Raw genomic sequence first — 24,878 nt, forward strand, 5'->3', positions numbered from 1 at the left:
GGGCCGCGATCGCGCGGCCCACTACTCAAGTCCTGACCGGGCGCCCGGTGAGGCGCCTGGCGTTCTCCAGGTGCGCGGTCAGCTCTTCCTGGATCCGGAGAGTCGCCTCGTCCAGCGCCTTCCTCGTACGCCGGCCGCTGCCGTCTCCCGCCTGGAAGGCGTCGCCGAAGACGACGTCGACCCTGCTGCGCAGCGGAGGCAGTGCTGATATCAACCGTCCGCGGCGCTCCGTGCTTCCCAGGACCGCGACGGGGACGATCGGCGCCCCGCCGCGCACCGCGAAGTACGCGAGCCCCGCGCGCAGGGAGGCGAAGTCGCCTTCGCCCCTGGTGCCCTCGGGGAAGATCCCGAGGACCCCGCCGTCGTCCAGCACGCCGAGTGCCTGCGTGATGGCGTTGCGGTCGACGGTCGTACGGTCCACCTTCAGCTGCCCGATTCCGCGGAGGAACGGGTCGAGGGGGCCGACGAACGCCTCCTTCTTGATCAGGAAGTGGACGGGCCGGGGCGCGGTGCCCATCAGCATCGGTCCGTCGAGATTGTGCGCGTGGTTCACCGCGAGTATGACGGGTCCCGTGGTGGGGACGCGCCATGCTCCGAGCACACGGGGCCTGAACAGCCCGTACATGAGCCCGATGCCGATCCCGCGCCCGACGGCCGCTCCGCGCAGCGTCGGCGCGGTGGTGGCTTCGGTCACTTCGCGGCCCGCTTCTCCCCGACGAGGGTGACGACGCACTCGATGACCTGCCCGAGGGTCAGGTCGGTGGTGTCCACCTCGACGGCGTCCCCGGCCTTGGCCAGTGGCGAGGTCTTGCGGCCGGAGTCCGCGGCGTCCCGCTTGATCAGCGCCTCCCGGGTGGCGGCCAGGTCGGAGCCCTTGACCTCACCGCTGCGCCGCGCGGCACGCGCCTCCGGGGAGGCGGTCAGGAAGATCTTGATGTCGGCGTCGGGCAGCACCGTGGTCCCGATGTCACGGCCCTCGACGACGATGCCGCGCTCGGCCTCCTTGGCGATCGAGCGCTGCAGCTCGGTGATCAGGGCGCGCACCTCCGGCACGGCGCTGACGGCGCTGACCTGGGAGGTGACCTCCTGGGTGCGGATGGGACCCGAGGCGTCCTCGCCGTCGACGGTGATCGTCGGGGCGGACGGATCCGTGCCGGAGACGATGACCGGCTTGGCGGCGGCCGTGGCGATCTCGGCCGGGTTCCGCACGTCGATGCCGTTGTTCAGCATCCACCACGTGATCGCCCGGTACTGCGCGCCGGTGTCCAGGTAGCTCAGGCCGAGCTGGGCGGCGACGGCCTTGGAGGTGCTCGACTTGCCGGTGCCGGAGGGGCCGTCGATGGCGACGATCACTGCGGCCGGGGCGGTCCGGGCGGCGGCACTTACGGTTTCCACGGTGGTGGACACCTTCCTGGTACACGGGGACGGGCGGAGCGGGCCACGGAACGGCCTCCCCCAAGGTTACCGAGTGCGCGAAGCGCCTTCGCACCCCTGTCACCGGGGTCCGCTCCGGTGCTCCTACGGGCGGATCGACCAGCCCCGTTCCCTGAGGGCGGCGCTCAGCGAGGGTGCGGCGCTCGGTTCGACCATGAGCTGGACCAGTCCGGCCTGCTGGCCGGTGGCGTGCTCGATGCGGACGTCCTCGATGTTGACGCCGGCCCGCCCCGCGTCGGCGAAGATCGATGCCAGCTCGCCCGGCCGGTCGCTGATGAGCACGGCGACGATCTCGTACGAGGCCGGGGCCGCCCCGTGCTTGCCGGGGACCCTGACCCGGCCCGCGTTGCCGCGCCGCAGGACGTCCTCGATGCCTTCGGTGCCCGTGCGGCGCTTGTCCTCGTCGGCGGACTGCAGGCCGCGCAGGGCCCGTACCGTCTCGTCCAGGTCGGTGGCGACACCCGCCAGCACGTCGGCGACCGGGCCGGGGTTGGCGGAGAGGATCTCCACCCACATCCGGGGGTCGGAAGCCGCGATGCGGGTGACGTCCCTGATCCCCTGGCCGCACAGGCGTACCGCGGTCTCGTCGGCCTCCTCCAGCCGGGCGGCGACCATCGAGGAGATCAGCTGCGGGGTGTGGGAGACCAGGGCGACGGCGCGGTCGTGGGCGTCGGCGTCCATGACGACCGGGACGGCCCGGCAGAGCGCGACCAGTTCCAGGGCGAGGTTGAGGACCTCGGTGTCCGTCTCCCGGGTCGGTGTGAGGACCCAGGGGCGCCCCTCGAAGAGGTCGGCGGTCGCCGCGAGAGGCCCGGAGCGCTCCTTGCCGGCCATGGGGTGCGTGCCGATGTACGGCGTGAGGTCGACGCCGAGCGCCTCCAGCTCACGGCGCGGGCCGCCCTTGACACTGGCGACGTCGAGGTAGGCGCGCGCGATCCCGTCCCGCACGGCCGTGGCCAGCACGGGCGCGGTGTGGGCGGGCGGCACGGCGATGATCGCCAGGTCGACGGGGCGCTCGGGCGCCTCGTCCGTGCCGGCGCCGAGCGCGGCGGCGGTCCGCGCCGAGGACGGATCACGGTCGACGAGGTGCACCTGGACGCCGCGCCCCGCGAGGGCGAGGGCGGCGGAGGTGCCGACCAGTCCGGTTCCGATGACGAGGGCGGTTCTCACTGGGCGATGTCCTTGCGGAGGGCGCCGGTGGCGCCGAGGTAGACGTGGCTGATCTCGGACTTGGAGAGATACGTCTCCACATGGGCCAGGACGCGCACCACGCGCGACATGGCCCCGGTGACGTCGAGCTCCTGGGCACAGATCAGCGGTACGTCGACGATACCGAGTCCCCGGGCCGCGGCGGCCGGGAAATCGCTGTGCAGATCGGGGGTGGCGGTGAACCAGACGCTGATCAGGTCGTCGGCGACGAGCTGATTGCGTTCCAGGACCGCGGTGAGGAGTTCACTCACCCGCTCGTCCATGTGACCGGCCTCGTCCCGGTCCAGCTGGACGGCTCCACGGACTGCTCGTACCGCCACGTCGTACCCCTCGTCGCCTCGTGCTGCGTGCCCTTTCAGCCTAGAGGTGCCACGGCGCCGCCGGTCACCGGTGCTCTGTCCGTGAGACGCGGAGGTGAGCCGGGTGCTCCCGGACACCCGGTCGGACGTGTGCGCGCACGCGGGCTGCGTCGCCTCCTCGGTCGCCGACGGAACCGTCGACTGCGCCTGCTGGCGGATCACGGTCGAGGGCGACAGCATCCGGCTCGCGTGGGGGGTCTTCCGCGCCCGGTTCGTCGTCCGGCGGTACTACCACGCGACCGACCGGGCCCCGGCGCCCGCGCGTGGTTCCGGACGTAGGATCGGCCGTCATGCCGTCAGGCCGCCGCGATCCCCGTCCGTCGCGGCGGCGCGGCGAGGGCCCGTCCCCATGGAGAAGTCACGGTGCGTCCCAGCAGAACTCCCGCAGGCACGTCGTCCGACGCGCTGTCCGGTCCGGCCGACGGCGCACGGCTCGTCCGGGAGCACACCGTCTACTCCTGTGTGATGGGCTCCCGCGCCTTCGGGCTGGCCACCGAGGGCAGCGACACGGACCGGCGCGGGGTCTTCCTCGCACCCACCCCGCTGTTCTGGGGCTTCACGAAGCCCCCGACCCACGTCGAGGGCCCGGCCGACGAGCAGTTCTCCTGGGAGCTGGAGCGCTTCTGCGAGCTGGCGCTGCGGGCGAACCCCAATGTGCTGGAGTGCCTGCACTCCCCGCTCGTGGAGCGGGTCGACGCCACGGGCCGCGAACTCCTCGGCCTGCGCGGGGCCTTCCTGTCCCGGCAGGCCCACGGAACGTTCGTACGTTACGCACTGGGCCAGCGGCGGAAGCTGGAGGCCGATGTCCGGGCCCACGGCGCTCCGCGCTGGAAGCACGCCATGCATCTGCTGCGGCTGCTGGCGTCCTGCCGGGACCTGCTGCGGACGGGCGAGCTGCGGATCGAGGTCGGTGACGCGCGGGAGGATCTGCTGGCGGTGAAGCGGGGCGAGGTCCCGTGGGCCGAGGTGGAGCGCCGCATGACCCGCCTGGCCGGGGAGAACGACGAGGCGGCCGCCCGCTCCCCGCTGCCGCCGGAGCCCGACCGGGACCGCGTGGAGGCATTCCTGATCCGGACCCGGCGGGCGTCCGCGGAGGCGTAGCTCAGGCGGAGTCCGCCGGGCGGCGGGCGACCCAGAGGCTGCGGGTCGAGCGGACGACGAGGTCGTCCCGGTGGCGCACGTCCGCCGGGCCTCCGTCGACCAGGGTGCCGAGCGCGGCGAGGTCCGCGGGGTCGGCCCGGCCGTCGAGCGCGCCGCGGATGCGGTCGAGCACGATGTGGGCGTACCGGCCGACGCCGGCGGGCAGCGGGTCGCGCAGCTCCAGCCGCTCGGTGCGCTCGTCCTCGACGAGGAGGCCGGCCTCGGCCAGCATGGCTCCCCAGTCGGCGCCGATGTGCGGCATCTGCTCGGCGTGGAGGCCGTCCAGCGCAGCGCGGCACCGCGCCTCCAGGCCGGGGCGGCCGGCCACGGCGTCGTCCGGGAGGAAGTGCGGCATCCCGTCCAGCTCGGCGACGGCCACCAGTCCGCCGGGGCGCAGGGCGGCACGGACCCCGTCGAGGGCTGCGGCCGGGTCGTCCACGTGGTGCAGGGAGGCCGAGGCCCAGACGAGGTCGGCGTCCGTGATGTTTGCGAGCCCGGCGCCCGCGTCCGTCTCCAGGGTGTCCACCCGGTCGCCCAGGCCCTTCGCCCGGGCAGCCTCGACGAGCCGGGCGAGCATGACGGGCGAGCTGTCGACGGCGGTCACACGGGCGCGGGGGAAGCGTTCCAGCAGGGCGAACGTGCCGGTCCCGGTGCCCGACCCCAGGTCGACGACGTGCGCGACGCCGTCCCCGGCGAGCTCGGCGAGCCGCCGGGTCACCGCGGTGAGGTACGGGGCGAAGATCTCGGCGTCGAGGTCGAGCACGACGGCGAGGGCGTCGTCCTGGCCGGTGTCCGCCTGTCCGTGGCCGTGCTCGTGGTGGTGTCCGGGGCCGTGGTGGTGGCCGGGGCCTTGGTGGTGTGTGGGGCCTTGGTGGTGTGTGGGGGAAGCGGAAGGTGTCATGCCGCCGAGCCTACGAAGGTTTGCGCACAACGCATACTGTCTTGCCCATGACGCAAGAAGGAAGTGCTCTGGACGGCCTCGTACGCAAACGGATCCGGGCCCTGCGTGCCGCGCACAGCTGGTCGCTCGACGACCTCGCCGCCCGCTGCCACCTCAGTCCTTCCACGCTCAGCCGGATCGAGACGGGCCACCGGAGGATCGCGCTCGACCAGCTCACCGTGATCGCCCGGGCGCTGGGCACCTCGCTCGACCAGCTCGTCGAGACGGACGCCGACGACGTGGTCACGAACCCCACCCTCGACCTGGCGCGGGGCCTGACCCAGTGGGCGCTGCGCGGCCAGCCCGGCGTGACCGTGGCCCGGATACGGCTGACCGGGCCCCCGGCCGAAGGCCCTGCGGCGCTCAAGGCGCACCCCGGCCGGGAGTGGTTCACGGTGCTGTCCGGCACCGCCTTGCTGGTACTGGGGGAACGGCGGCTGCGGGTGGAACAGGGGCAGGCGGCGGAGTTCACCACGATGCTCCCGCACGCGCTGGGCGCCGTGGGCGGCCCCGCGGAGGTCCTCGGCATCTTCGACCGGGACGGCCGCCGCTCCCATCTGCGCGAGCGCGGGTGAGAGGGCGGCCGCCGGGCGGTCAGGACGGGACGGTCTCTCCCAGCCGCGCACGGACGGCCAGATCGTGCAGGGCGTCGAAGCCCGAGGGCGCCTCCGCGAGCGGTGACGCGGTCTGCGCCTCGTCGAGCACGAGGTGCAGGGCCTCGACGTCCTGCGCGACGGCCGCGCCGTCATCCAGGTGCGCGGCCCCGTGCTCGGCATCCGCCTTCGCCTCGATCAGCGCGGGCAGGTAGGCCGGCGCGGCCACCTCGCCCAGCAGGGACGGCAGATGCGCCACCAGGGTGCCGGTGCGCATCAGATGGATGCCGGTGAGCAGCGCGCGGAACGTGTAGAGGAGCGGCTTCAGCTCGCCGGTCCTCTCGTACAGCCGCCACTGCGTCCCCGCGAAGCCCCGGTAGTGGTGGGCATGGTTGCGGGTCACCACCGCCGGTGCCAGCTCCACGAGTTCCGCGTGGAGTGACGTGGTGTGCACCACCAGCGGGGACAGGAGCTGTTCGAGCACATAGCCGTTGGGTCTGAGCATGAGCCGGACGAACTTACGCAGGTCATGGGTGACGAGGTCCATCTCCACCCCGTCGTGGTCCCACATCCGTGACCGTGTCTCCTCCGGCGTCCGGAGGCCGACGAGATCTTCCGCGGGCAGGACGTGGACCCCCCGCAGGTCCACGTCCGAGTCACGCGAGGGAAAGCCGTACAGATGGGCGCCCGAGACCGTGGCGAAGAGGAGCGGGCAGGGCTCCTGTCCGAGTACCGGGGTCAGGTCGGTGACCGGCAGCCCGGCCCGTCGAAGGAGCGTCGTGTCGCTGTGCATCGGTCACGCGTCCCAGAGCGCGGCCAGCGACAGCAGGTCGCTGCGGTACTCGATGCGTTCCGACCACTCCTTGGGCCAGGCGCCCGCTCCCAGGTGCGCTCCGGCGAACGCGCCCGTGAGACAGGCGATGGAGTCGGAGTCGCCCCGGGTGCAGGCCGCCCGGCGCAGGGCGGTCAACGGGTCCTCGGGGAAGAGCAGGAAGCAGTGCAGGGCGGTGGCGAGGGCCTCCTCGGCGATCCAGCCGTCGCCGGTCCGCTCGCACGGGTCGGTCTCGGGTGACGGGCGGCGCAGTGCGTCCTGGAGGTGTTCCAGCACGGCCAGGCACTCGTCCCAGCCCCGGCTGATGAACGCCTCGGGCGAGGCGTCGTGGGTGTACCGCCACAGGTCACCGAGCCACCGGCCCGGATAGCGGCCCCGGTTCTCGTACGCGTAGGAGCGCAGCTGGCCCACCAGGCCGAGCGGCTCGGCACCCTGGGCGAGGAGGTGGACCGCGCGGGCCGTCAGGTCGGAGGCCGCCAGCGCGGTGGGGTGGCCGTGGGTGAGGGCGGCCTGGAGCTGGGCCGCCCCGGCACGCTGTTCGTCGCTGAGGCCGGGCACGAGGCCGAGGGGCGCGACGCGCATGTTGGCGCCGCAGCCCTTGGAGCCGGTCCGGCTGGCCTCCTGCCAGATCCGGTCGCCCTCCAGCAGCGCACACGCCTCCAGGCAGGTGCGGCCGGGAGCGCGGTTGTTGTCGGGTGAGCGGTTCCAGCGCACGAACTCCTGCCGGACCGGACCCACCATCCGCTCGGGGGTGAGGAGCCCCTGGTCCATGGCGGTCCGTATGCCGCGTCCCAGGGCGAGGGTCATCTGGGTGTCGTCGGTGACGAACGCGGGCTCCGGGAGCCGCATCTCGCGCCAGGGCCCGCACTTCGCGAGGATCGCGGGGACGTCGTTGAACTCGGTGGGGAAGCCCAGCGCGTCGCCGAGCGCGAGCCCGGTCAGCGTGCCTGTGGCCGCCTGCTTGGTGAGAATCCGTGTCGGGATCATGACTTCCGTCCTTCAGGGCGTCCTTCCGGGCGCAGCAGTGGAGGGTGCAGGGCGGTAGCGGCACCCGCCCGGTAGAGAGCGGCCGGTTTTCCCCGTCCGCCGGTGCGGCGCGGCGGTCCGTCCACGGCCTGGACGAAGCCGGGCGTGGTGAGGACCTTGCGCCGGAAATTGGGCCGGTCGAGCTCGACGCCCCAGACGGTCTCGTAGACCCCCTGGAGCTCCCCGAGGGTGAACTCGGCGGGACAGAACGCGGTGGCCAGGCAGGAGTATTCGAGCCTGGCGCCGATACGGTCGTGCGCGTCGGCGAGGATGCGGTCGTGATCGAAGGCGAGCGGCCCGGTGGCCCCGGCGTCCCACCACCGGGCGTGGGCGGCGTCCCCGCCGCCGCGCGGTTCGGGGAGGTCGGGCACGAGCGCGGCGTACGCGACGGAGACGACCCGCATCCTGGGGTCGCGGTCCGGATCGCTGTATGTGCGCAGTTGTTCGAGGTGGAAGGCGCATACGGACTTCTTCGTGAGGCCGGTCTCCTCGGCGAGCTCGCGGCGGGCGGCCTCCTCGGCGGACTCGCGGGGCAGGACGAAGCCGCCGGGCAGCGCCCACCGCCCCTTGTAGGGGGCCTCGCCGCGCTCCACGAGCAGTACATGGAGCCGCGCTTCGCGGACGGTGAAGACGGCGAGGTCGACGGTGACGGCGAACGGGAAGAAGGCGTGGGGGTCGTATCCCTCGGGTGCGGTGCTCATCGCCGCTCCGGCAGGGGTGCGGTGAAGCGCCAGCCGGTGGCGAGGAGCTCGTCCACGGCGGCGACCGCCGCTGCGAGGCGCTCGTCGCGGTCCCCGGTGATCTCGATGAACGGCCTTCCCGTGCGAGTGAGTTCGGCACGGAAGCGGTCTGTCATCCAGGGCCGCAGCTCCTCGCCGTCGCGCAGTCCGTCGTCCTCGAACGCGACGCCCTCGTGGTCGGTGAGCAGCCAGAGGTGGTGGGTGACCCGGTCGGCGGTCTTCTCGACGAGCGGGTTGCGTCCGCCGATGTAGCGCTCGTGCCAGACGGTGGTGGCGAAGGAGTCGGTGTCGCAGAAGAGCACCGGCGATCCCGCACGCGCGGCGGCGTCCTCCCTGGCGTTCTGCGTCTCGGCGATGAGGGGGAAGTCGTCCGTCGTGAAGGAGACGTCCTCCCACTGGGCGTCCGGCCACCGCTCACGCAGGGCGGCGAGCTTGGCCTGGCTGAACTCCCGCCCGTACTCGGCGACGTACCGCGTCCGCGCCCACGTACCACCGCGCCGGCGGTAGTGGTCGGCGAGGGCCAGGGCCAGGGTGGTGGTGCCGGTGGACTCGGCGCCGAGGACCACGACCCGGCGCGCGAGCGCGGCCCGCACGGGCGGCTCCAGATAGTCCCAGCAGCCGGCGGGGTCGGCGCGGACCGCGGTGCCCGAGACGGGGAAGAGGGTGCGGCCGGGGTCGACGAGGACGGATTCCGCGCCGAAGCGGCGGGCCAGCTCCCCGCCGTACGCCTCGGAGGTGAAGACGGCGTCGACCCGTTCGGGCACGGCGCCGGTGAACACCTCCATGTGGGCGTCCCAGACGGCCGCGTCGGTGATGTCCATGGGGATGTCGTCGACGGTCCCCACCACCCGGACGTCCGGGTGCGCCTCACGCATCCAGGCGACCCGGTCGGCGAGCGGTACGGATTCGACCGAGGCGGCGCAGACCAGGACGGTGAGCCGCTCGCAGCGGTCCCGTGCGGTGCGGACGAGGTGGTGGTGGCCGGCGTGCGGCGGATAGAACTTGCCGAGGACCAGTCCGTGCCCGTGGCGCTTCATGCGGGCAGCACCGTGTCCTCGCGCCGGCCTGCGGCGAGGTCGCGGCTCCAGTTGCGCAGCCCGATGAGGCAGAGCGTGAGGAAGCCTACGTACAGCAGGGAGGTGAGGTAGAGCTCCTTGTGGGCGTACAGCGGGATGTAGACCACGTCGGCGGCGATCCACAGCCACCAGGACTCGACCCGCTTGCGGCACTGCCCGTACGTCGCCATGAGCGACAGGGAGGTGGTCAGCGCGTCCCAGAACGGCACGGTCGAGTCCGTGGCCCGGGAGAGCAGCAGGGTGAGGCCGAGAGTCCCCGCCGCCCCCGCCGCGAACAGCCAGGTCCACTCGGTGCGGGTGGTGTTCCGCACCGGGAGGACGGATGACCCTGGTCCACCCCCGTGGGTCCAGGTCCACCAGCCGTACGCGGCGAGGGAGATGAAGACGATCTGCAGGCCGGCGTCGGCGTACAGACCGGACTGGGCGAACAGCAGGATGAAGAACAGGTTGTTGGCGATGCCGATCGGCCAGTTGGCGAGGTGCTGGCGGGCCACGAGCCAGACGCACAGCGCACCGCTGCCGAAGCCCAGCACCTCGGTCCAGCTGACCGGGGTGTCCAGGACCGTCACCAGGGGCTGCTGCAGGGGATCGAGTACGTCCGCGAGCGTCACGCCGCCTCCTTCTTTATGGTCACTATGACTATAAAGAAGAATCGCCGGTCGCAAAAGGCCCGCGGCCGGTTCCTGTTCGAAAAAATGAACGAGGAACCGGCCGCGGGCCGTTCGGTGCGGGGCGCGGGTTACAGACCGACCTCGCGCATCAGCATGCCGACCTCGGTGTTGGTCAGGCGGCGCAGCCAGCCCGACTTCTGGTCGCCCAGCGGGATCGGTCCGAAGGACGTCCGCACGAGGCGCTCGACCGGGAAGCCGGCCTCGGCCAGCATCCGGCGGACGATGTGCTTGCGGCCCTCATGGAGCGTGACCTCGACGAGGTAGTTCTTGCCGGTGTTCTCGACGACCCGGAAGTGGTCGGCGCGGGCGTAGCCGTCCTCCAGCTGGATACCGTCCTTGAGCCGCTTGCCGAGGTCACGCGGGAGCGGGCCCTGGATGGCGGCCAGGTAGGTCTTCTTCACGCCGTACCGGGGGTGCGTCAGACGGTGGGCCAGATCGCCGTGGTTGGTGAGCAGGATGATGCCCTCGGTCTCGGTGTCGAGCCGTCCGACGTGGAACAGCCGCGTCTCGCGGTTGTTCACGTAGTCCCCGAGGTTCTGGCGGCCGTCCGGGTCTCCCATGGTGGAGACGACACCGGCGGGCTTGTTCAGCGCGAAGAAGAGGTACGACTGGGTCGCGACGGTCAGGCCGTCGACCTTGATCTCGTCCTTCTGCGGGTCGACGCGCTTGCCCTGTTCGAGGACGATCTCGCCGTTGACCTCGACACGCGCCTGCTCGATCAGCTCCTCGCACGCCCGGCGCGAGCCCATGCCGGCCCGGGCGAGGATCTTCTGCAGACGCTCGCCCTCCTGCTCGGCGCCCGGGTTGGTCCGGGGGGTCTTGATCTCGGGCTTGCCCGCGTACCGGTCACGGTTGCGCTGCTCGATCTTGGCGTCGAGCTCACGGGGGCGGGACGGAGCGCCCACACGGCGTCCGCCCTTGGTCACCTTCTGTGTGGGCTTCGGGCCGCCCTTGGCGCCGCCGCGGGCCGCCGCGCCCCGGCCCTTGCGGGGGCCGCCGTCGCCGCCCGGCTTGTCGGAACCCACGTCGTAGCGGCGCTCCTCGGGGCGGGGCCGGCGGGGGCGCTGCTCCTGCTTGTCGTCGCGCTCGGAGCCGGAGACCCGCGGGTTCGGGTTGCTGTTCCTGCCGCTGCCGCTGGTGTTCCTTCCGGCACCGCTCCTGCCGCCGCCGCTCCTGGAGCCGCCACCGCTCCTGTTGCCGCTGCCGTTGTTGCTGCCACTGCTTCGCATCAAAAGTCCGTCTTGTCGTCTGCGTGAGTTTCCGGGGTGTCCGGTGCGTCCGGATCGAACGACGGCACACCCTCTAGCGTCTCAGCCTCGATCGCGTCCGCCTCCGGGAGGAAGGGCGCGAGCTCCGGGAGCTCGTCCAGGCCTCGCAGGCCCATGCGCTCCAGAAAGTAGTTCGTCGTCCTGTACAGGATCGCACCTGTTTCGGGTTCCGCGCCCGCCTCCCCGACGAGACCCCTCTGGAGCAGGGTCCGCATGACGCCGTCGCAGTTCACCCCGCGTACCGCCGAGACCCTCGACCGGCTGACCGGCTGACGGTACGCGACCACCGCGAGCGTCTCCAGCGCGGCCTGGGTGAGCCGGGCGTGCTGCCCGTCCAGGACGAAGCCCTCGACCGCTACCGCGTACTGCGGACGGGAGTAGAAGCGCCAGCCCCCGGCGACGAGTCTGAGGTCGAATCCGCGGCGCTGGACGGTGTACTCGTCGGCCAGCTCCCGCAGGGCGTCCGCGACGGCCCTGCGGGGCCGCTGGAGGACTTTGGCGAGGTGCTCCTCGGTGGCGGGCTCGTCGACGACCATGAGGACCGCCTCCAGCGCGGGCTTGAGGTCCAGCCCGGCAACCGGGGCGCCCTGCCCCTCGTCGTCTGTGCTCATGCCTGTACGTCCTCCTCCGCCTCGCGCGTCTCCTGGTCGAACTCGTCCGTGACCACCGGCTCCGCACCCTCGCCCCCGGCCCAGCGCACCAGGAGGTCACCGAGCGCCTCCTCCTGGTCGAGCGTGACGGCCTTCTCCCGGTAGAGCTCCAGGAGCGCCAGGAAGCGGGCGACGACGGTGAGGGTGTCGTCCGCGTCCTCGGTGAGCTCACGGAAGCTGATCTCACCCCCCGCGCGCAGCCGGGCGACCACGATCTCCGCCTGTTCGCGCACGCTGACCAGGGGGGCGTGGATGTGGTCGACGTACACCTGCGGCCTGGGTCTGGGCTGCATCGCCTTCACCGCGAGCCGCGCGAACCCTTCGGGGCCGATGCTGATCACGACTTCGGGCAGCAGCTCCGCGTGCTGGGGTTCGAGCCCCACGGTGCGCGGGTAGCGGCGGGACTCGGACTCCAGCCGGTCGCTGAAGATCTCCGCGATCCTCTTGTACGCGCGGTACTGCAGCAGCCGCGCGAAGAGCAGGTCCCGTGCCTCCAGGAGGGCCAGGTCGGCCTCGTCCTCCACCTCGGCGGTGGGGAGCAGCCGGGCGGCCTTGAGGTCGAGCAGGGTGGCGGCGACGACGAGGAATTCGGTGGTCTGGTCGAGGTCCCAGTCCGTGCCCATGGCCCGGATGTGTGCCATGAACTCGTCGGTGACCTTCGACAGGGCGACCTCGGTCACATCGAGCTTGTGCCTGGAGATCAGCTGGAGGAGCAGATCGAAGGGGCCCTCGAAGTTGACCAGCCGCACGGTGAACCGCCGGTCGGCTCCCGCCGCCTCCCCGGTTTCGTCCCCGGTTTCGTCGGCGTCGGGCACGAGGGCCACCGGAACCGCCTCGGGACGGCTCTCCACGGGCCCGTCAGTGGCCGGCGGGGCCGGCGGCGCTTCCACGGGCCCCGCGGGCCCGGTCGGGGCTTCCACGGCCGCCACCGGCCCGGGGGGAGCCTCCGGGGCCGCGTACGGGGCCGCAGGCGCCCGGTCGGGCCGCGTCCCCGGCCCGCGGCCGAGGGCACGGCGGGTCGGGCGGGGCGTGTCGTCGGCAGTCGGCATGCGCTGGGGTCCAGGGGTGCGGCGGGAGGCGGGCGGTGGGCCCCGGGGCGGGGCCGTCCGTGCGACGGCCCTCCCCCGGCAGGCTACCGGCGCCGCGCCGGTCAGCGGCCCCGCAGTCTCCGTACGAGGATGCTCGCGTCGCCGCGCGACTCCAGGTCGGCCAGCACCACGGCGACCGCTTCGCGGACGATGCGTCCGCGGTCGACGGCCAGCCCGTGCTCGCCGCGCAGCACCAGGCGCGCGTGCTCGAGGTCCATCAGTTCCTCGGCCGACACGTAGACGGTGATCTTCTCGTCGTGGCGCTCACGGCCACTGGGCCGCCGGTTGGCTCCCCGGCCGCCCCCGCGTCCGCGTTGCGGCTGGACGGTGGCGGACGTCCCGGTCTGCTCCTGCCCGGGCGCGGTACGGGCCCGGGGCGGGGCGGTCCGGCCCCGGTCGTCCCCGTCGGCGCGGCTGCGGGAGCCGCCGCCGTCGGCGTCCGCCGCGGAGTGCTCCTCCCGGGACGCCCCGGCGGGCGTGTCGCCGCTTCCCGGAGTACCGTCCTGGCCGGTGTCCGGCGCCGTCGTCGAATCACTTCCACCGGCCGGTGCGGGAACCCGCGCCTCGCCGTTCGCCTTGCGTCGCCGCTCGGCGGGGGACGAGCCCTGGAGCCCCATGCCCCCGGTGGTACGGAACAGCTCGTCGGCCCCCGGCAGACTCACTCGGCGTGACACCGGGCGAGCACCTCCCTGGCGAGCTGGCGATAGGCGGCGGCACCGACCGAGTTCGACGCGTACGTCGTGATGGGCTCACCGGCGACCGTGGTCTCCGGGAAGCGCACCGTACGTCCGATGACGGTGTGGTAGACGTGGTCGTCGAAGGCCTCGACGACACGGGCGAGCACCTCACGGCTGTGCACCGTGCGGGAGTCGTACATCGTGGCCAGGATGCCGTCCAGCTCCAGCTCGGGGTTGAGCCGCTCCTGGACCTTCTCGATGGTCTCGGTGAGCAGCGCCACACCACGCAGCGCGAAGAACTCGCATTCGAGCGGGACTATCACCTTGTGAGCCGCCGTCAGGGCGTTCACGGTGAGCAGGCCGAGCGACGGCTGGCAGTCGATCACGATGTAGTCGTAGTCGGCCATCAGCGGCTTGAGGGCGCGCTGCAGCGTCGACTCCCGGGCCACCTCGCTCACCAGCTGCACCTCGGCGGCCGAGAGGTCGATGTTGCTGGGGAGCAGGTCCATGTTGGGCACGGCCGTCTTCAGCAGCACGTCGTCGGCCGCCATGCCCCGCTCCATGAGCAGGTTGTAGACGGTGAGGTCGAGCTCCATCGGGTTGACCCCGAGGCCGACGGACAGGGCTCCCTGCGGGTCGAAGTCGACGAGCAGGACGCGGCGGCCGTACTCGGCGAGGGCGGCACCCAGGTTGATGGTCGACGTGGTCTTGCCGACGCCGCCCTTCTGGTTGCACATCGCGATGATCTTCGCGGGGCCGTGGTCCGTCAGGGGACCTGGAATCGGGAAGTACGGCAGCGGCCGGCCGGTCGGGCCGATCCGCTCGCGGCGCTGACGGGCGGCGTCGGGCGCGAGGGTGGCCGCGTACTCCGGATCGGGCTCGTACTCGGCATCGGGGTCGTAGAAGTGCCCCTCGGGCACCTCGGCGAAGTCGGCGAAGTGGGAGGTCTCTCGGCCACTTTCGTTGCCGGCCATGGCGTTCACGTGTAGGCCGTCCATCATCTGGGGGGCTGTCGTCATGTGCTGGTGGGTGGCGAAGGTGCGGACAGCGACGGAGCCGACAGCTTCGAGCCCGATCGGGCTCAGACCCCGTGCAGGCATCCCTGGTTGACCACCCCCGGGAGTAATTGTCGACTCATTCACAAGTCGTCTTACCTCCTTGGATGTGACCAGGAAACTTATCGATAGGTCAGCGTGGCACCATGCCGACGATTGGCGACTCTATGGCGTGTCACCGGTTCGCAGCAACACAATCCGCCGGACCCGGCCCTGTGTGTCGGCAATCGAACACCCCTCTGTCAAGAGCACGGAGCGCCCGGGGCGCACCTTTCGCGGGGGTGCAAAACGGGTGGAGGGTTACGTCTCAGGCGAGTTGATCCCGGCCCTCTCACGCCTCCGGCCGGACCTTGCTGGGCAAGGTCCGGCCGGACGTGTGAGGTTGACGGAGAGGGTTGACCGCTCAGCCGAGAAGCGCACTCAGTTCGACGTGGTCGAGGCCGTGGGCCTCGGCCACCTCGCGGTAAACCACCTGGCCGTCATGGGTGTTGAGACCCTTGGCCAGTGCGGCGTCACGGCGCAGGGCATCGGCCCAGCCCCGGTTCGCGAGCTCCAGGATGTAGGGCAGCGTGGCGTTCGTGAGCGCGTAGGTGGAGGTGTTCGGCACGGCACCCGGCATGTTCGCGACACAGTAGAAGACCGAGTTGTGGACCATGAAGGTCGGCTCGGCGTGCGTCGTCGGATGCGAGTCCTCGAAGCAGCCTCCCTGGTCGATCGCAATGTCGACAAGAACACTTCCGGGCTTCATCTTCGCGACGAGTTCGTTGGTGACCAGCTTCGGCGCCTTCGCGCCCGGGATCAGCACCGCGCCCACGACGAGGTCGGCCTCGACGACGGCCTTCTCGAGCTCCAGGGCGTTGGAGACGACCGTCCGCACCTTCGTGCCGAAGATCTTGTCGGCCTCGCGCAGCTTGTTGATGTCCTTGTCGAGCAGCGTGACGTGGAAGCCCAGCCCGACGGCGATCTGCGTGGCGTTCCAGCCGGAGACCCCGCCGCCGATGACGACGGCCCGGGCCGATCCCGTGCCGGGGACTCCGCCGGGGAGCACACCGCGCCCGCCGACCGAGCGCATCAGGTGGTAGGCGCCGACCTGCGGGGCGAGGCGGCCGGCGACCTCGGACATCGGGGCGAGCAGCGGCAGCGCGCGGTTCGCGGTCTCGACGGTCTCGTACGCGATGGCGGTCGTGCCCGACTCCAGCAGGGCGTCCGTGCAGGCGCGGGAGGCGGCGAGGTGCAGGTACGTGAAGAGCGTCTGGCCCTTGCGGAGGCGGTGGTACTCCTCGGCGACCGGCTCCTTCACCTTGAGCAGCAGGTCGGCGGCGGCCCAGACCTCGTCGGCGGTGGGCAGGATCCGCGCGCCGGCGGCGACGTACTCCTCGTCCGGGATGGAGGATCCCTCACCGGCGTGCCGCTCGACGAGGACCTGGTGGCCGTGGCGTACGAGCTCATGCACTCCGGCAGGGGTGATCGCCACCCGGAACTCGTTGTTCTTGACTTCGCGGGGGATGCCGACCTTCACGTCGATCACGGTCCTTGACTCGGAGGCTGGCTGGGCATAGCGGGACATAACCGCATGAACCAAGCATAAAGGGGGACGCCGCAGAGATCTGCGGCAGAGCCATCATTAATGAAGGACTTCCCGCTGTCCAGCCTTACAAAGCATTAAGTTTTGTTCGAAGCACTACGGATTTCGTAGGCAGAGTCCTCCTCACCGAGCAATCTGTCGGCCGTCGCCCGGTGGAGCCGGGCCGCCGCCGGGTCCCCGAGCCGGTCCAGCGTGTCCGCCAGCCTGAGCTCCAGCGCGGCCTGGAGACGGGCGTCACCCGCCCTGCGGGCCAGGTCGACCGCCTCCCGGCAGGTGTGCAGGGACTCCTGGGGCCGGCCCGCGTACTCCTGCACCCGTGCGGCCTCGCTGAGCGCACGCGCCTGCGCCGGGAGGTCCCCCAGCCTGCGGTGGCCGGCCGCCGCCGCGCGCCAGTTGCGCAGCGCCTCGCCGTACCGGCCGGCGTAGGTGTGGACCGCGCCGAGCCGGCCGTACAGCCGCGCCTCGTCGGCCCGCTCCCCCTGCGAGAGCCGCTGCGCGAGCGCCCGGCCGTACCAGTCGGAGGCCCGGTTGAAGTCCCCGAGCTCGGCGTACGCGCCGCCTGCGGATTCCATCGCCCTGCCGGTCGCGTAGAGGTCGTTCGCCGCGCGTCCGGCGTCCAGCGCCGCACGGTAGCGGGCCAGCGCCTCCCGCGTACGCCCGGTCCTCGCGTCCAGATCGGCGAGGTTGAGCAGGGCGGCGGCCTTCTCCCGGGGCAGGTCCCGGCGCTCCGCCACATCGAGGACCAGGCCGTGCAGCCCGTAGAGCACGGGGGCCGCCTCCTCGGTGCCCCGGTGCACGGCGAGGGCGCGGACGAGGGCGGCCACCAGCCGGCGGGCGAGCGTGTCCAGGTCGCCCTCGCGCACGGCGGCGCGGGCGGAGGCCAGCAGCGCCGGCTCGCGGATCCGCAGCCACTCGGCGGCGTTCTCCGGGCTGGGGAAGCGCAGCGAGCGCGGCAGCCCGGCGAGCCGGCGGCGGGCCGGGGAGTCCTCGGGGTCGGTGACCGCACGGCAGGCCTGGAGCCGGCGCACGGTCCGCTCCAGCATCCTGGCCCGGGCGAGCTGGATCTCGGCGGGCCGCTCCCGCTCCTCCAGCACGGCGCGGACCAGCGGGACGAGGCAGCCCGGCATCTCGTACTCGGGCTGCTCGGCGCCGTTCGACCTGAGCAGCCCGGACCTGACGAAGTCGTCCAGCGTCGCCTGCGCCGCGGATACGGAGCACCCGGCCAGGGCGGAGGCGGTGTGGGCGTCGGCCAGCCCGGCGGGGGCCAGGGCGAGCAGCCGCAGTATCCGGGCGGAGGCCGGTGGCAGGGACTCGTGGACCAGCAGGAAGGCCCGGGCCAGCGGCCGGCCGCCGGCGGTCGGTTCGGGTGCGTCCTGTTGGTCGCGCAGCTGCTTGGCGACATCGGCGACCGAGGCGCCGGGCCGGGCCGCGAGCCAGCCGGCGACCAGGGTCAGGGCGGCGGGATGTCCGCCGCACTCCTGCGCGAGCGTCTCGGCGGTCCGCGGGTCGACCGTGATGCGGACCTGGCCGATGGCGCGGGCGAGCAGCTGCACCGCGGACCCCGCGTCCAGCCCGCCGATGGTGCAGGGGCGGACGCCCTGGATGCCGGTGAGGGGGCCGGTCGCGGTGGCCACGACCAGGCAGTCGGGGTTGTCGGGGAGCAGCGGGTCGACCTGTTCGGCGTCGACGGCGTCGTCCAGCAGGATCAGGGCGCGGCGTACGGCGAAGGCCTCGCGGACCATCTCGGAGAGTTCGTCCTCGTCCGCTCCGGGCGGCGCGGTGACCCCGAGCAGGTCCAGGAGCGCGCGAGCGGTGCGCTCCGTGGGGACGCGCTCGCCCCCCGGTTCGGTGAGCGGGACCCGGAACACGCCGTCGGGGTAGTCGCCGGGTTCGGCCAGCCCGCGGGCGAGCTCGGCGGCCAGCGCGGTGCGTCCGGATCCGGGCCGGCCGGCGATCAGGAGGACCCGCGCGCGGGCGGCCTTGCGGCCCGCCAGTGTGTCCAGGCCCGCCCGCTCGATGTCTTCCCGGAGGGCTTTCAACTCGCGTGCGCGGCCGAAGAACTGAGTGGTGGTCACGTCCGGCGGCTCTCTGGTTCCCGCCGTCCCCGCCACTGGGGCCGGGCCGCTGGTGTCCACCGCCTGATCGGTCACGGGCCACGCTCCACTTCGCTGCACGCGGTTGCCCGCCGGAAGTCCGGTCCGGGCCTTTCGAGCGTAGTTCAGTGGTGCGGGCGATCACGGCCGAGCGCGGCGGACACATCCCTCGATCGGATCAGCGTTTCGTACGATCGGCCCACGATCGGCCCGGCATTCGGACCGGTGTCCGGCCCGCCCTCGGGAGGGCGGGCCGGACCGGGTCAGGCCTCGAACGGGCGGGCGGGCCAGGGCGCCTCGGCCGGGCGCAGCCAGTCCACCCCGTCGCCCGCGAGGACCGCGGTGAGCGACAGGACGCCCACGACCAGGCAGTTGTTGTGCAGGTCACCGGCGAGCACGCCCCGCACGAGCTCCTCGAGGGGCACGCGTGCCAGCTCCATGTCCGCCTCCTCCTCCGCGACCTCGAAGCGTTCGCCCTCGGCCTCGGAGAGATCACGGGCGAGGAAGATGCGCACGGCTTCGTCGCAACCGCCCGGCGTGGTGTAGACGTCGGTCAGCACCCGCCAGTCCTCGGCCTTGACGTGCGCCTCCTCGTAGAGCTCGCGCTGCGCGGCGTGCAGCGGGTTCTCGCCGGGGACGTCGAGCAACCCCGCCGGGATCTCCCACAGCTTGTGGCGCACCGGGTGCCGGTACTGCCGCAGCACGAGCACCCGGCCGTCCCCGTCGAGCGCGAGGACGGCCACCGAACCGGGGTGGACCTGGTAGTCGCGGCTGTGGACGCTTCCGTCGGGCATCACGACGTCGTCGGTGCGGACGCTGGTCTTGTTACCGGTGAAGGGCGTCACCGTCGCGGTGACCTGCCACTCCTCGGGCGTGTCCTGGAAACCCATGTACGTCCTCCCACGAACGAAAGAAACCGGGGCACGCATCCCGTGAGGGATCCGTACCCCGGTCAACCGTATCGCCTTACGCGTCGGCGGCGGGCGCCTGCGCCGCCGCGACCTTGCGCTCCACAGCGGCCTTCACCAGGCCGGCGAAGAGCGGGTGCGGGCGGGTGGGGCGGGAGCGCAGCTCCGGGTGCGCCTGGGTGGCGACCAGATAGGGGTGCGTCTCACGCGGGTACTCGACGTACTCGACGAGCTTGTTGTCCGGGGAGGTGCCGGAGAAGACCAGTCCGGCCTTCTTCTCCAGCTCCGCGCGGTAGCCGTTGTTGACCTCGTAGCGGTGGCGGTGGCGCTCCTCGACGTACGGCTCGTCGGCATAGGCCTCGCGGACCAGGGAGCCCTCGGCGAGCTTCGCCGGGTACATGCCGAGCCGCATGGTGCCGCCCAGGTCGCCCGCGCCCTCGACGTACGCGAGCTGCTCCTCCATCGTCGAGATGACGGGGTGGGCCGTGGCCGCGTCGAACTCGGTGGAGTTGGCGTCGGCGATCCCGGCGAGGTTCCGCGCGGCCTCGATCACGATGCACTGGAGGCCGAGGCAGAGGCCGAGCAGCGGCACCTTGTTCTCACGGGCGTACTGGATGGCGCCGACCTTGCCGATCACGCCGCGCTCGCCGAAGCCGCCGGGGATGCAGACGGCGTCGACGTCACCGAGCTGCTTCTTGGCGCCGGCCGGGGTCTTGCAGTCGTCGGAGGCGACCCACTTGACCTTGACGCGTGCCTTGTTCGCGAAGCCGCCGGCCCGGATGGCCTCGGTGACCGAGAGGTAGGCGTCGGGCAGGTCGATGTACTTGCCGACCAGGGCGACGGTGACCTCGTGGTCCGGGTTGTGGACACGGTCCAGCAGGTCGTCCCAGGTGGTCCAGTCGACGTCGCGGAACGGCAGGTCGAGCTTGCGGACGACGTAGGCGTCCAGGCCCTCGGTGTGCAGCACCTTGGGGATGTCGTAGATCGACCGGGCGTCCTTGCAGGCCACCACAGCGGTCTCGTCGACGTCGCACATCAGCGAGATCTTGCGCTTGATGGCGGTCGGGACGTCGCGGTCGGCACGCAGCACGATGGCGTCCGGCTGGATGCCGATGTTGCGCAGGGCGGCGACGGAGTGCTGGGTGGGCTTGGTCTTCAGCTCGCCGGAGGGGCCGATGTAGGGCAGCAGCGAGATGTGCACGACGAAGACGTTGTCGCGGCCCACCTCGTGGCGGACCTGGCGGACCGTCTCCAGGAAGGGCAGCGACTCGATGTCGCCGACGGTGCCGCCGACCTCGGTGATGACGACGTCCACGTCGTCGGTCGCCATGCGGCGGATGCGGTGCTTGATCTCGTTGGTGATGTGCGGGATGACCTGGACGGTGTCGCCGAGGTACTCGCCGCGCCGCTCCTTGGCGATCACGGTGTTGTAGACCTGGCCGGTCGTGACGTTGGCCGAACCGTCGAGGTCGACGTCGAGGAAGCGCTCGTAGTGGCCGATGTCCAGGTCGGTCTCGGCGCCGTCGTTGGTGACGAACACCTCACCGTGCTGGAAGGGGTTCATCGTGCCGGGGTCGACGTTGAGGTAGGGGTCGAGCTTCTGCATGGTGACCCGCAGGCCACGTGCCTTGAGCAGGGCACCCAGGCTGGAGGCAGTCAGACCCTTGCCGAGGGAGGAGGCGACACCCCCGGTGACGAAGATGTGCTTGGTCGTCGTGGATGTGGGCTGCATAGCCAAAGGGGGCTCCCGTGGTCGCGATCGTGAGGTGCGTACCGGCATGCCGACGAAGATTTTCTTCGGGCGCCGTCGCTGCGGTTCGGGGGCCTCGTCCACTGTCGGGACGACCACCGCTCCACGGGCTACCAGGGTAACAGCGACGCGGGGAGGCCGCTTCCGGCCATGCCCCTCCGGCGTGGGCACAAGATCACCACGTCCGTTTCAGGTCCCACCCATTCGCCCGTGACAGGCGACGGACAACTGCCGGACAGTCGCGCGGAACCCCCATCTGCGTCGTATCCTGCTCGGACACTCGCTGCCGAGTTGGCCGGCCCAGCGGCTCCACCCCAGCCCGCTCACCCGTGCAAGAGCTCGTCGGTTCTATTACAACGACCCCTTGACCAGCAGTAAGCGCCCTGCGGGGCGACATGGCCGTTCGACTGGAGACGCACGTGGCCGGGCGCATCGAGGATTACGCACTCATCGGAGACATGCAGACCGCAGCCCTGGTCTGCCGGGACGGCACAGCGGACTGGCTGTGTCTGCCCCGCTTCGATTCACACGCGATTTTCGCCGGACTTCTCGGTACCGAGGAGCACGGCTTCTGGCGGCTGGGCCCTGCCCGCCCCGAGGGGGCGGAGCCCCCGGCTGCCGACCGGCGCCGTTACCGCGGCGACTCGCTCATCCTGGAATCGGAGTGGGACACCCCACGCGGCACGGTCCGCGTGACCGATTTCATGCCGCCGCGTGACGGTGCCCCCCAGCTGATCCGCATCGTGGAGGGCGTGAGCGGCCGGGTGCCGATGCGCTCCGAGCTGAGGATGCGTTTCAGCTACGGACGGGTCACCCCCTGGGTCCACAAGGTCGACAGCCGTACGGTCGCCGTCGCGGGGCCCGACTCCGTGTGGCTCGACACGGAGGCGGAGACGTACGGCCAGAACCTGACGACGTACTCCGACTTCACCGTGGCGCCCGGCGACCGGATCGCGTTCACCATCAGCTGGCAGCCCTCGCACCACGAGCCGCCGAGCGTGCCGGAGCCGGAGTCCTCCCTGGAGGCGACGGAGAGCTTCTGGCGCGAGTGGGTCGAGCAGTGCACGTACCACGGCCCCTACCGGGAGGCAGTGGTCCGCTCGCTGATCACGCTCAAGGCGCTCACCTACGCCCCGACCGGCGGCATCGTGGCCGCGCCGACCACCTCCCTGCCGGAGGACATCGGCGGCTCCCGGAACTGGGACTACCGTTACACCTGGCTGCGGGACGCGGCGATCACGCTCTCGTCCCTGCTGCGCACCGGGTACCGCGAGGAGGCCCGCGCCTGGCGCGAGTGGCTGCTGCGGGCCGTCGCGGGCGACCCGGAGAACCTGCAGATCATGTACGGCATCGCGGGCGAGCGTGAGCTCGGCGAGGCAGAGCTGGACTGGCTGCCCGGGTACGAGAACTCCGGCCCTGTCCGGGTCGGCAACGGCGCGGCGAACCAGCTGCAGCTCGATGTGTACGGCGAGGTCACCGAGGCGCTGCACCTGGCGCACATGACGGGGCTGACCCGCAACGACTACGCCATGGGGCTCCAGCTCAAGCTGATCAGCTATCTGGAGAAGCACTGGGACGAGCCGGACGAGGGCATCTGGGAGGTGCGCGGGCCGCGCCGGCACTTCGTGCACTCGAAGGTGATGGCGTGGGTCGCCGTCGACCGCACGATCAAGCTCATCGAGTCCGGGGACGCGGAGGGGCCGCTGGAGCGGTGGCTCCAGCTGCGTGACGACATCCACCGCGATGTCTGCGAGCGGGGTTACGACCCCGAGCGCAACACCTTCACCCAGTCCTACGGCTCGCAGGAGCTGGACGCGTCCCTGCTGCTGATTCCGCAGATGGGCTTCCTGCCGCCCGACGACAAGCGCGTCATCGGCACGATCGAGGCGATCCAGCGGGAGCTGTCCACGGAGGACGGCTTCGTGCTGCGCTACCCCACCGAGGGGGACGACGCGGGCGTCGACGGCCTGGAGGGCGACGAGGGCGCGTTCCTGGCCTGCTCGTTCTGGCTGGCGGACGACCTGGCGATGATCGGCCGGGTCGACGAGGCCCGCCGGCTCTTCGAGAAGCTGCTGTCGCTCCGCAACGACCTGGGCCTGCTGGCCGAGGAGTGGGACTCCGGGCTCCAGCGCCAGGTGGGCAACTTCCCGCAGGCGTTCAGCCATGTACCGCTGATCGACACGGCGCTGCGGCTGACGGCCAGCGGGGCGTACGTCGGGTGATCCGGAGGGTGTGACGGGGTCCGGTGGGACGGCCGGCTTCCACGGCCGGACCTACGATGGAAGGGCCCTGTCACGCCTTGCGAAGGGGGCACGCCATGACGCCCCGCACCTCGGCTCCGGAGTCCGCTCCGGCCGGCCTCCGCTCCGGTTTCACCGGCGCGGTCCTCGTCCCCGGTGACCCGGGATACGACGAGGCCCGGACCGTTTTCAACAGCATGATCGACCGCAGACCCGCGGTGGTGGCCCAGTGCGCCTCCGAGGCGGACGTCGCCCGGGCTCTCCGCTTCGCACGCGCGGAGGACCTGGAGGTCGCCGTGCGCGGGGGCGGTCACAGTGTGGCGGGCATGGCCCTGAGCGAGGGCGGTCTGGTGATCGACCTGCGCCGGATGCGCGCGGTGGAGGCCGACCGGGAGGCCCGCTCGGCCCGCGTCGGCGGCGGAGCCACCATGGGCGACCTGGACCGGGCCACCCAGCCTTACGCCCTGGCGACCACGGGCGGGCGGGTCTCGACCACCGGTGTCGGCGGTTTCACGCTCGGCGGCGGTTCGGGGTGGCTGGAGCGGGCCTTCGGACTGGCCTGTGACAACCTGCTGGCCGCCGAGCTGGTCACGGCCGACGGCGGCCGCGTACACACGAGCGCGCAGGAGAACCCCGAGCTGTTCTGGGCCCTGCACGGCGGCGGGGGCAATTTCGGGGTGGTCACCTCCCTGACGCTGCGGCTCCACGAGCTGCCCGCGATGAGCATGGCGCTGCTTCTCCTGCGCCCTGAGAACGGCCCGGAAGCGGTCCGTACGTACCGGGACGTGATGGAGTCCGCCCCGGACGCGGCGGGCGGTGCCTGCATCTACATCACCGGTCCGCCCGAGGAGTGGGTGCCCGGGGGCCTGGTGGGCCACCTCGTCTGCGCGGTCCTGGTCACCTACGCCGGCACGGAGGCGGAGCTGCGCGAGGTCGCGGCGCCGCTGCTGGCGCTGGAGCGCGAGGCCGAGGTGATCGGTGCTGTCGACTACGCGGACCTGCAGTGCATGCTCGACGACCCGCCCGGCATGCGGAACTACTGGTCCGCGGAGTATCTGGACGTCTTCCCCGACGAGGCCGCGGCCGCCTTCTGCGCCGGTGCGGCCACGATGCCCGTCCCCTCCGCCTCGCAGCACGTGCTGTTCCCGATGGGCGGCGCGGTGGCCCGGGGGCCCGCCGACTACCCGGTGCCCTGGCGCTCCTCCCCGTGGGCGGTGCATCCGTTCGGTGTCTGGGAGAGCGAGGCGGACGACGAGCAGGGCAGGGAGTGGGTACGCCGGGTGCGCGGGGCGGTCATGCCGTGGGCGAGCGGCTCCGTCTATCTGAACTTCATCGGGCGGGAGGGCCAGGAGCGGGTCGTCGCGGGCTTCGGGGAGCGGGCCTACGAGCGGCTGTCCCGGGTGAAGGCACGCTACGACCCGGACAACGTGTTCCATATGAACCACAACGTGAAGCCGGCCGTGGCCGCGGTGTGACGCGCCGGGCCGGGGGCCGGTAACTTCCTGACCGGGGGCGTTACCGCCCCTCGTCGGGCACGAGCGCGT

Annotated in this window: 23 protein-coding genes; 4 read left to right on the forward strand and 19 right to left on the reverse strand. The window is 71.9% G+C overall.

Annotated features, from left to right (window positions below; genetic code table 11):
- Window positions 1–25: 25 nt before the first annotated feature.
- The 4 genes from ACZ32T_RS33790 to aroH all read right to left on the reverse strand — a co-directional run bounded on the left by ACZ32T_RS33790 (window position 26) and on the right by aroH (window position 2,963).
- The gene (locus ACZ32T_RS33790; RefSeq protein WP_467371217.1) at window positions 26–694 is read right to left on the reverse strand and encodes a lysophospholipid acyltransferase family protein; all 669 of its coding nucleotides are present in this window, start codon (window positions 692–694) and stop codon (window positions 26–28) included.
- A complete protein-coding gene (gene cmk, locus ACZ32T_RS33795; RefSeq protein ID WP_467371219.1) occupies window positions 691–1,407 on the reverse strand; it encodes a (d)CMP kinase in 717 nt (238 codons plus the stop codon). Before cmk ends, ACZ32T_RS33790 begins: the two co-directional genes overlap by 4 nt.
- 111 nt (window positions 1,408–1,518) lie before the next feature.
- Window positions 1,519–2,604 (reverse strand): prephenate dehydrogenase, encoded by a 1,086-nt coding sequence (locus ACZ32T_RS33800; protein ID WP_467270755.1) that lies wholly within the window; start codon window positions 2,602–2,604, stop codon window positions 1,519–1,521.
- Window positions 2,601–2,963 (reverse strand): chorismate mutase, encoded by a 363-nt coding sequence (gene aroH, locus ACZ32T_RS33805; RefSeq protein WP_467270753.1) that lies wholly within the window; start codon window positions 2,961–2,963, stop codon window positions 2,601–2,603. The genes ACZ32T_RS33800 and aroH overlap by 4 nt, the downstream gene beginning before the upstream one ends.
- Before the next feature lie 444 nt (window positions 2,964–3,407).
- On the opposite strand from aroH, the gene ACZ32T_RS33810 reads away from it, so the two are divergent.
- Complete coding sequence (locus ACZ32T_RS33810) at window positions 3,408–4,103, forward strand: nucleotidyltransferase domain-containing protein (protein WP_467371256.1); 696 nt, start codon at window positions 3,408–3,410, stop codon at window positions 4,101–4,103.
- A gap of 1 nt (window position 4,104) precedes the next feature.
- On the opposite strand, the gene ACZ32T_RS33815 is transcribed toward ACZ32T_RS33810, so the two are convergent.
- On the reverse strand, window positions 4,105–5,043 hold the full coding sequence (locus tag ACZ32T_RS33815) for a class I SAM-dependent methyltransferase (RefSeq protein WP_467371221.1): 939 nt from the start codon (window positions 5,041–5,043) through the stop codon (window positions 4,105–4,107).
- A 47-nt stretch (window positions 5,044–5,090) separates the two neighbouring features.
- Here ACZ32T_RS33815 and ACZ32T_RS33820 point away from each other — a divergent pair, with 47 nt between their 5' ends.
- Window positions 5,091–5,657 carry a helix-turn-helix domain-containing protein gene (locus ACZ32T_RS33820; protein ID WP_467270749.1) on the forward strand — a complete coding sequence of 189 codons (567 nt, stop codon included), beginning with the start codon at window positions 5,091–5,093 and terminating at the stop codon, window positions 5,655–5,657.
- A 19-nt stretch (window positions 5,658–5,676) separates the two neighbouring features.
- On the opposite strand, the gene ACZ32T_RS33825 is transcribed toward ACZ32T_RS33820, so the two are convergent.
- The 14 genes from ACZ32T_RS33825 to ACZ32T_RS33890 form a co-directional block, all read right to left on the reverse strand.
- Complete coding sequence (locus tag ACZ32T_RS33825) at window positions 5,677–6,468, reverse strand: nucleotidyltransferase domain-containing protein (RefSeq protein WP_467371224.1); 792 nt, start codon at window positions 6,466–6,468, stop codon at window positions 5,677–5,679.
- A 3-nt stretch (window positions 6,469–6,471) separates the two neighbouring features.
- Window positions 6,472–7,494 (reverse strand): ADP-ribosylglycohydrolase family protein, encoded by a 1,023-nt coding sequence (locus tag ACZ32T_RS33830; protein WP_467270745.1) that lies wholly within the window; start codon window positions 7,492–7,494, stop codon window positions 6,472–6,474.
- Window positions 7,491–8,234 carry an NUDIX hydrolase gene (locus tag ACZ32T_RS33835; protein WP_467270744.1) on the reverse strand — a complete coding sequence of 248 codons (744 nt, stop codon included), beginning with the start codon at window positions 8,232–8,234 and terminating at the stop codon, window positions 7,491–7,493. The genes ACZ32T_RS33830 and ACZ32T_RS33835 overlap by 4 nt, the downstream gene beginning before the upstream one ends.
- Window positions 8,231–9,310: an AAA family ATPase gene (locus tag ACZ32T_RS33840; protein ID WP_467371226.1), complete on the reverse strand. Its 1,080-nt coding sequence runs from the start codon at window positions 9,308–9,310 to the stop codon at window positions 8,231–8,233. Before ACZ32T_RS33840 ends, ACZ32T_RS33835 begins: the two co-directional genes overlap by 4 nt.
- Window positions 9,307–9,960, reverse strand: coding sequence for a nicotinamide riboside transporter PnuC (gene pnuC / locus ACZ32T_RS33845; RefSeq protein WP_467371229.1), 654 nt, complete (start codon window positions 9,958–9,960; stop codon window positions 9,307–9,309). The genes ACZ32T_RS33840 and pnuC overlap by 4 nt, the downstream gene beginning before the upstream one ends.
- Before the next feature lie 128 nt (window positions 9,961–10,088).
- Complete coding sequence (locus ACZ32T_RS33850; RefSeq protein ID WP_467270739.1) at window positions 10,089–11,249, reverse strand: pseudouridine synthase; 1,161 nt, start codon at window positions 11,247–11,249, stop codon at window positions 10,089–10,091.
- A complete protein-coding gene (gene scpB / locus ACZ32T_RS33855; RefSeq protein WP_467270737.1) occupies window positions 11,249–11,899 on the reverse strand; it encodes an SMC-Scp complex subunit ScpB in 651 nt (216 codons plus the stop codon). Before scpB ends, ACZ32T_RS33850 begins: the two co-directional genes overlap by 1 nt.
- Complete coding sequence (locus tag ACZ32T_RS33860; RefSeq protein ID WP_467270735.1) at window positions 11,896–12,987, reverse strand: segregation and condensation protein A; 1,092 nt, start codon at window positions 12,985–12,987, stop codon at window positions 11,896–11,898. The genes scpB and ACZ32T_RS33860 overlap by 4 nt, the downstream gene beginning before the upstream one ends.
- A 101-nt stretch (window positions 12,988–13,088) precedes the next feature.
- Window positions 13,089–13,688: a hypothetical protein gene (locus tag ACZ32T_RS33865; RefSeq protein ID WP_467371259.1), complete on the reverse strand. Its 600-nt coding sequence runs from the start codon at window positions 13,686–13,688 to the stop codon at window positions 13,089–13,091.
- Entirely contained in the window at window positions 13,685–14,803 is a 1,119-nt protein-coding gene (locus ACZ32T_RS33870; protein WP_104790119.1) for a ParA family protein, read from the reverse strand. Before ACZ32T_RS33870 ends, ACZ32T_RS33865 begins: the two co-directional genes overlap by 4 nt.
- A 358-nt stretch (window positions 14,804–15,161) precedes the next feature.
- Entirely contained in the window at window positions 15,162–16,277 is a 1,116-nt protein-coding gene (gene ald / locus ACZ32T_RS33875; RefSeq protein ID WP_467270888.1) for an alanine dehydrogenase, read from the reverse strand.
- A 143-nt stretch (window positions 16,278–16,420) separates the two neighbouring features.
- Window positions 16,421–18,493 (reverse strand): tetratricopeptide repeat protein, encoded by a 2,073-nt coding sequence (locus ACZ32T_RS33880; RefSeq protein WP_467270731.1) that lies wholly within the window; start codon window positions 18,491–18,493, stop codon window positions 16,421–16,423.
- 206 nt (window positions 18,494–18,699) lie between these two features.
- Complete coding sequence (locus tag ACZ32T_RS33885) at window positions 18,700–19,326, reverse strand: NUDIX domain-containing protein (protein ID WP_467371232.1); 627 nt, start codon at window positions 19,324–19,326, stop codon at window positions 18,700–18,702.
- A gap of 76 nt (window positions 19,327–19,402) precedes the next feature.
- Window positions 19,403–21,076, reverse strand: coding sequence for a CTP synthase (locus tag ACZ32T_RS33890; RefSeq protein ID WP_467270727.1), 1,674 nt, complete (start codon window positions 21,074–21,076; stop codon window positions 19,403–19,405).
- Window positions 21,077–21,513: 437 nt separating this feature from the next.
- Between ACZ32T_RS33890 and ACZ32T_RS33895 the strand changes: the two genes are divergently transcribed.
- Window positions 21,514–23,316, forward strand: coding sequence for a glycoside hydrolase family 15 protein (locus ACZ32T_RS33895; RefSeq protein ID WP_467270887.1), 1,803 nt, complete (start codon window positions 21,514–21,516; stop codon window positions 23,314–23,316).
- A gap of 95 nt (window positions 23,317–23,411) precedes the next feature.
- A complete protein-coding gene (locus ACZ32T_RS33900) occupies window positions 23,412–24,809 on the forward strand; it encodes an FAD-binding oxidoreductase (protein ID WP_467371234.1) in 1,398 nt (465 codons plus the stop codon).
- The last annotated feature ends 69 nt before the right edge of the window (window positions 24,810–24,878 follow it).

The organism is Streptomyces sp. NPDC023573 (assembly GCF_055559735.1).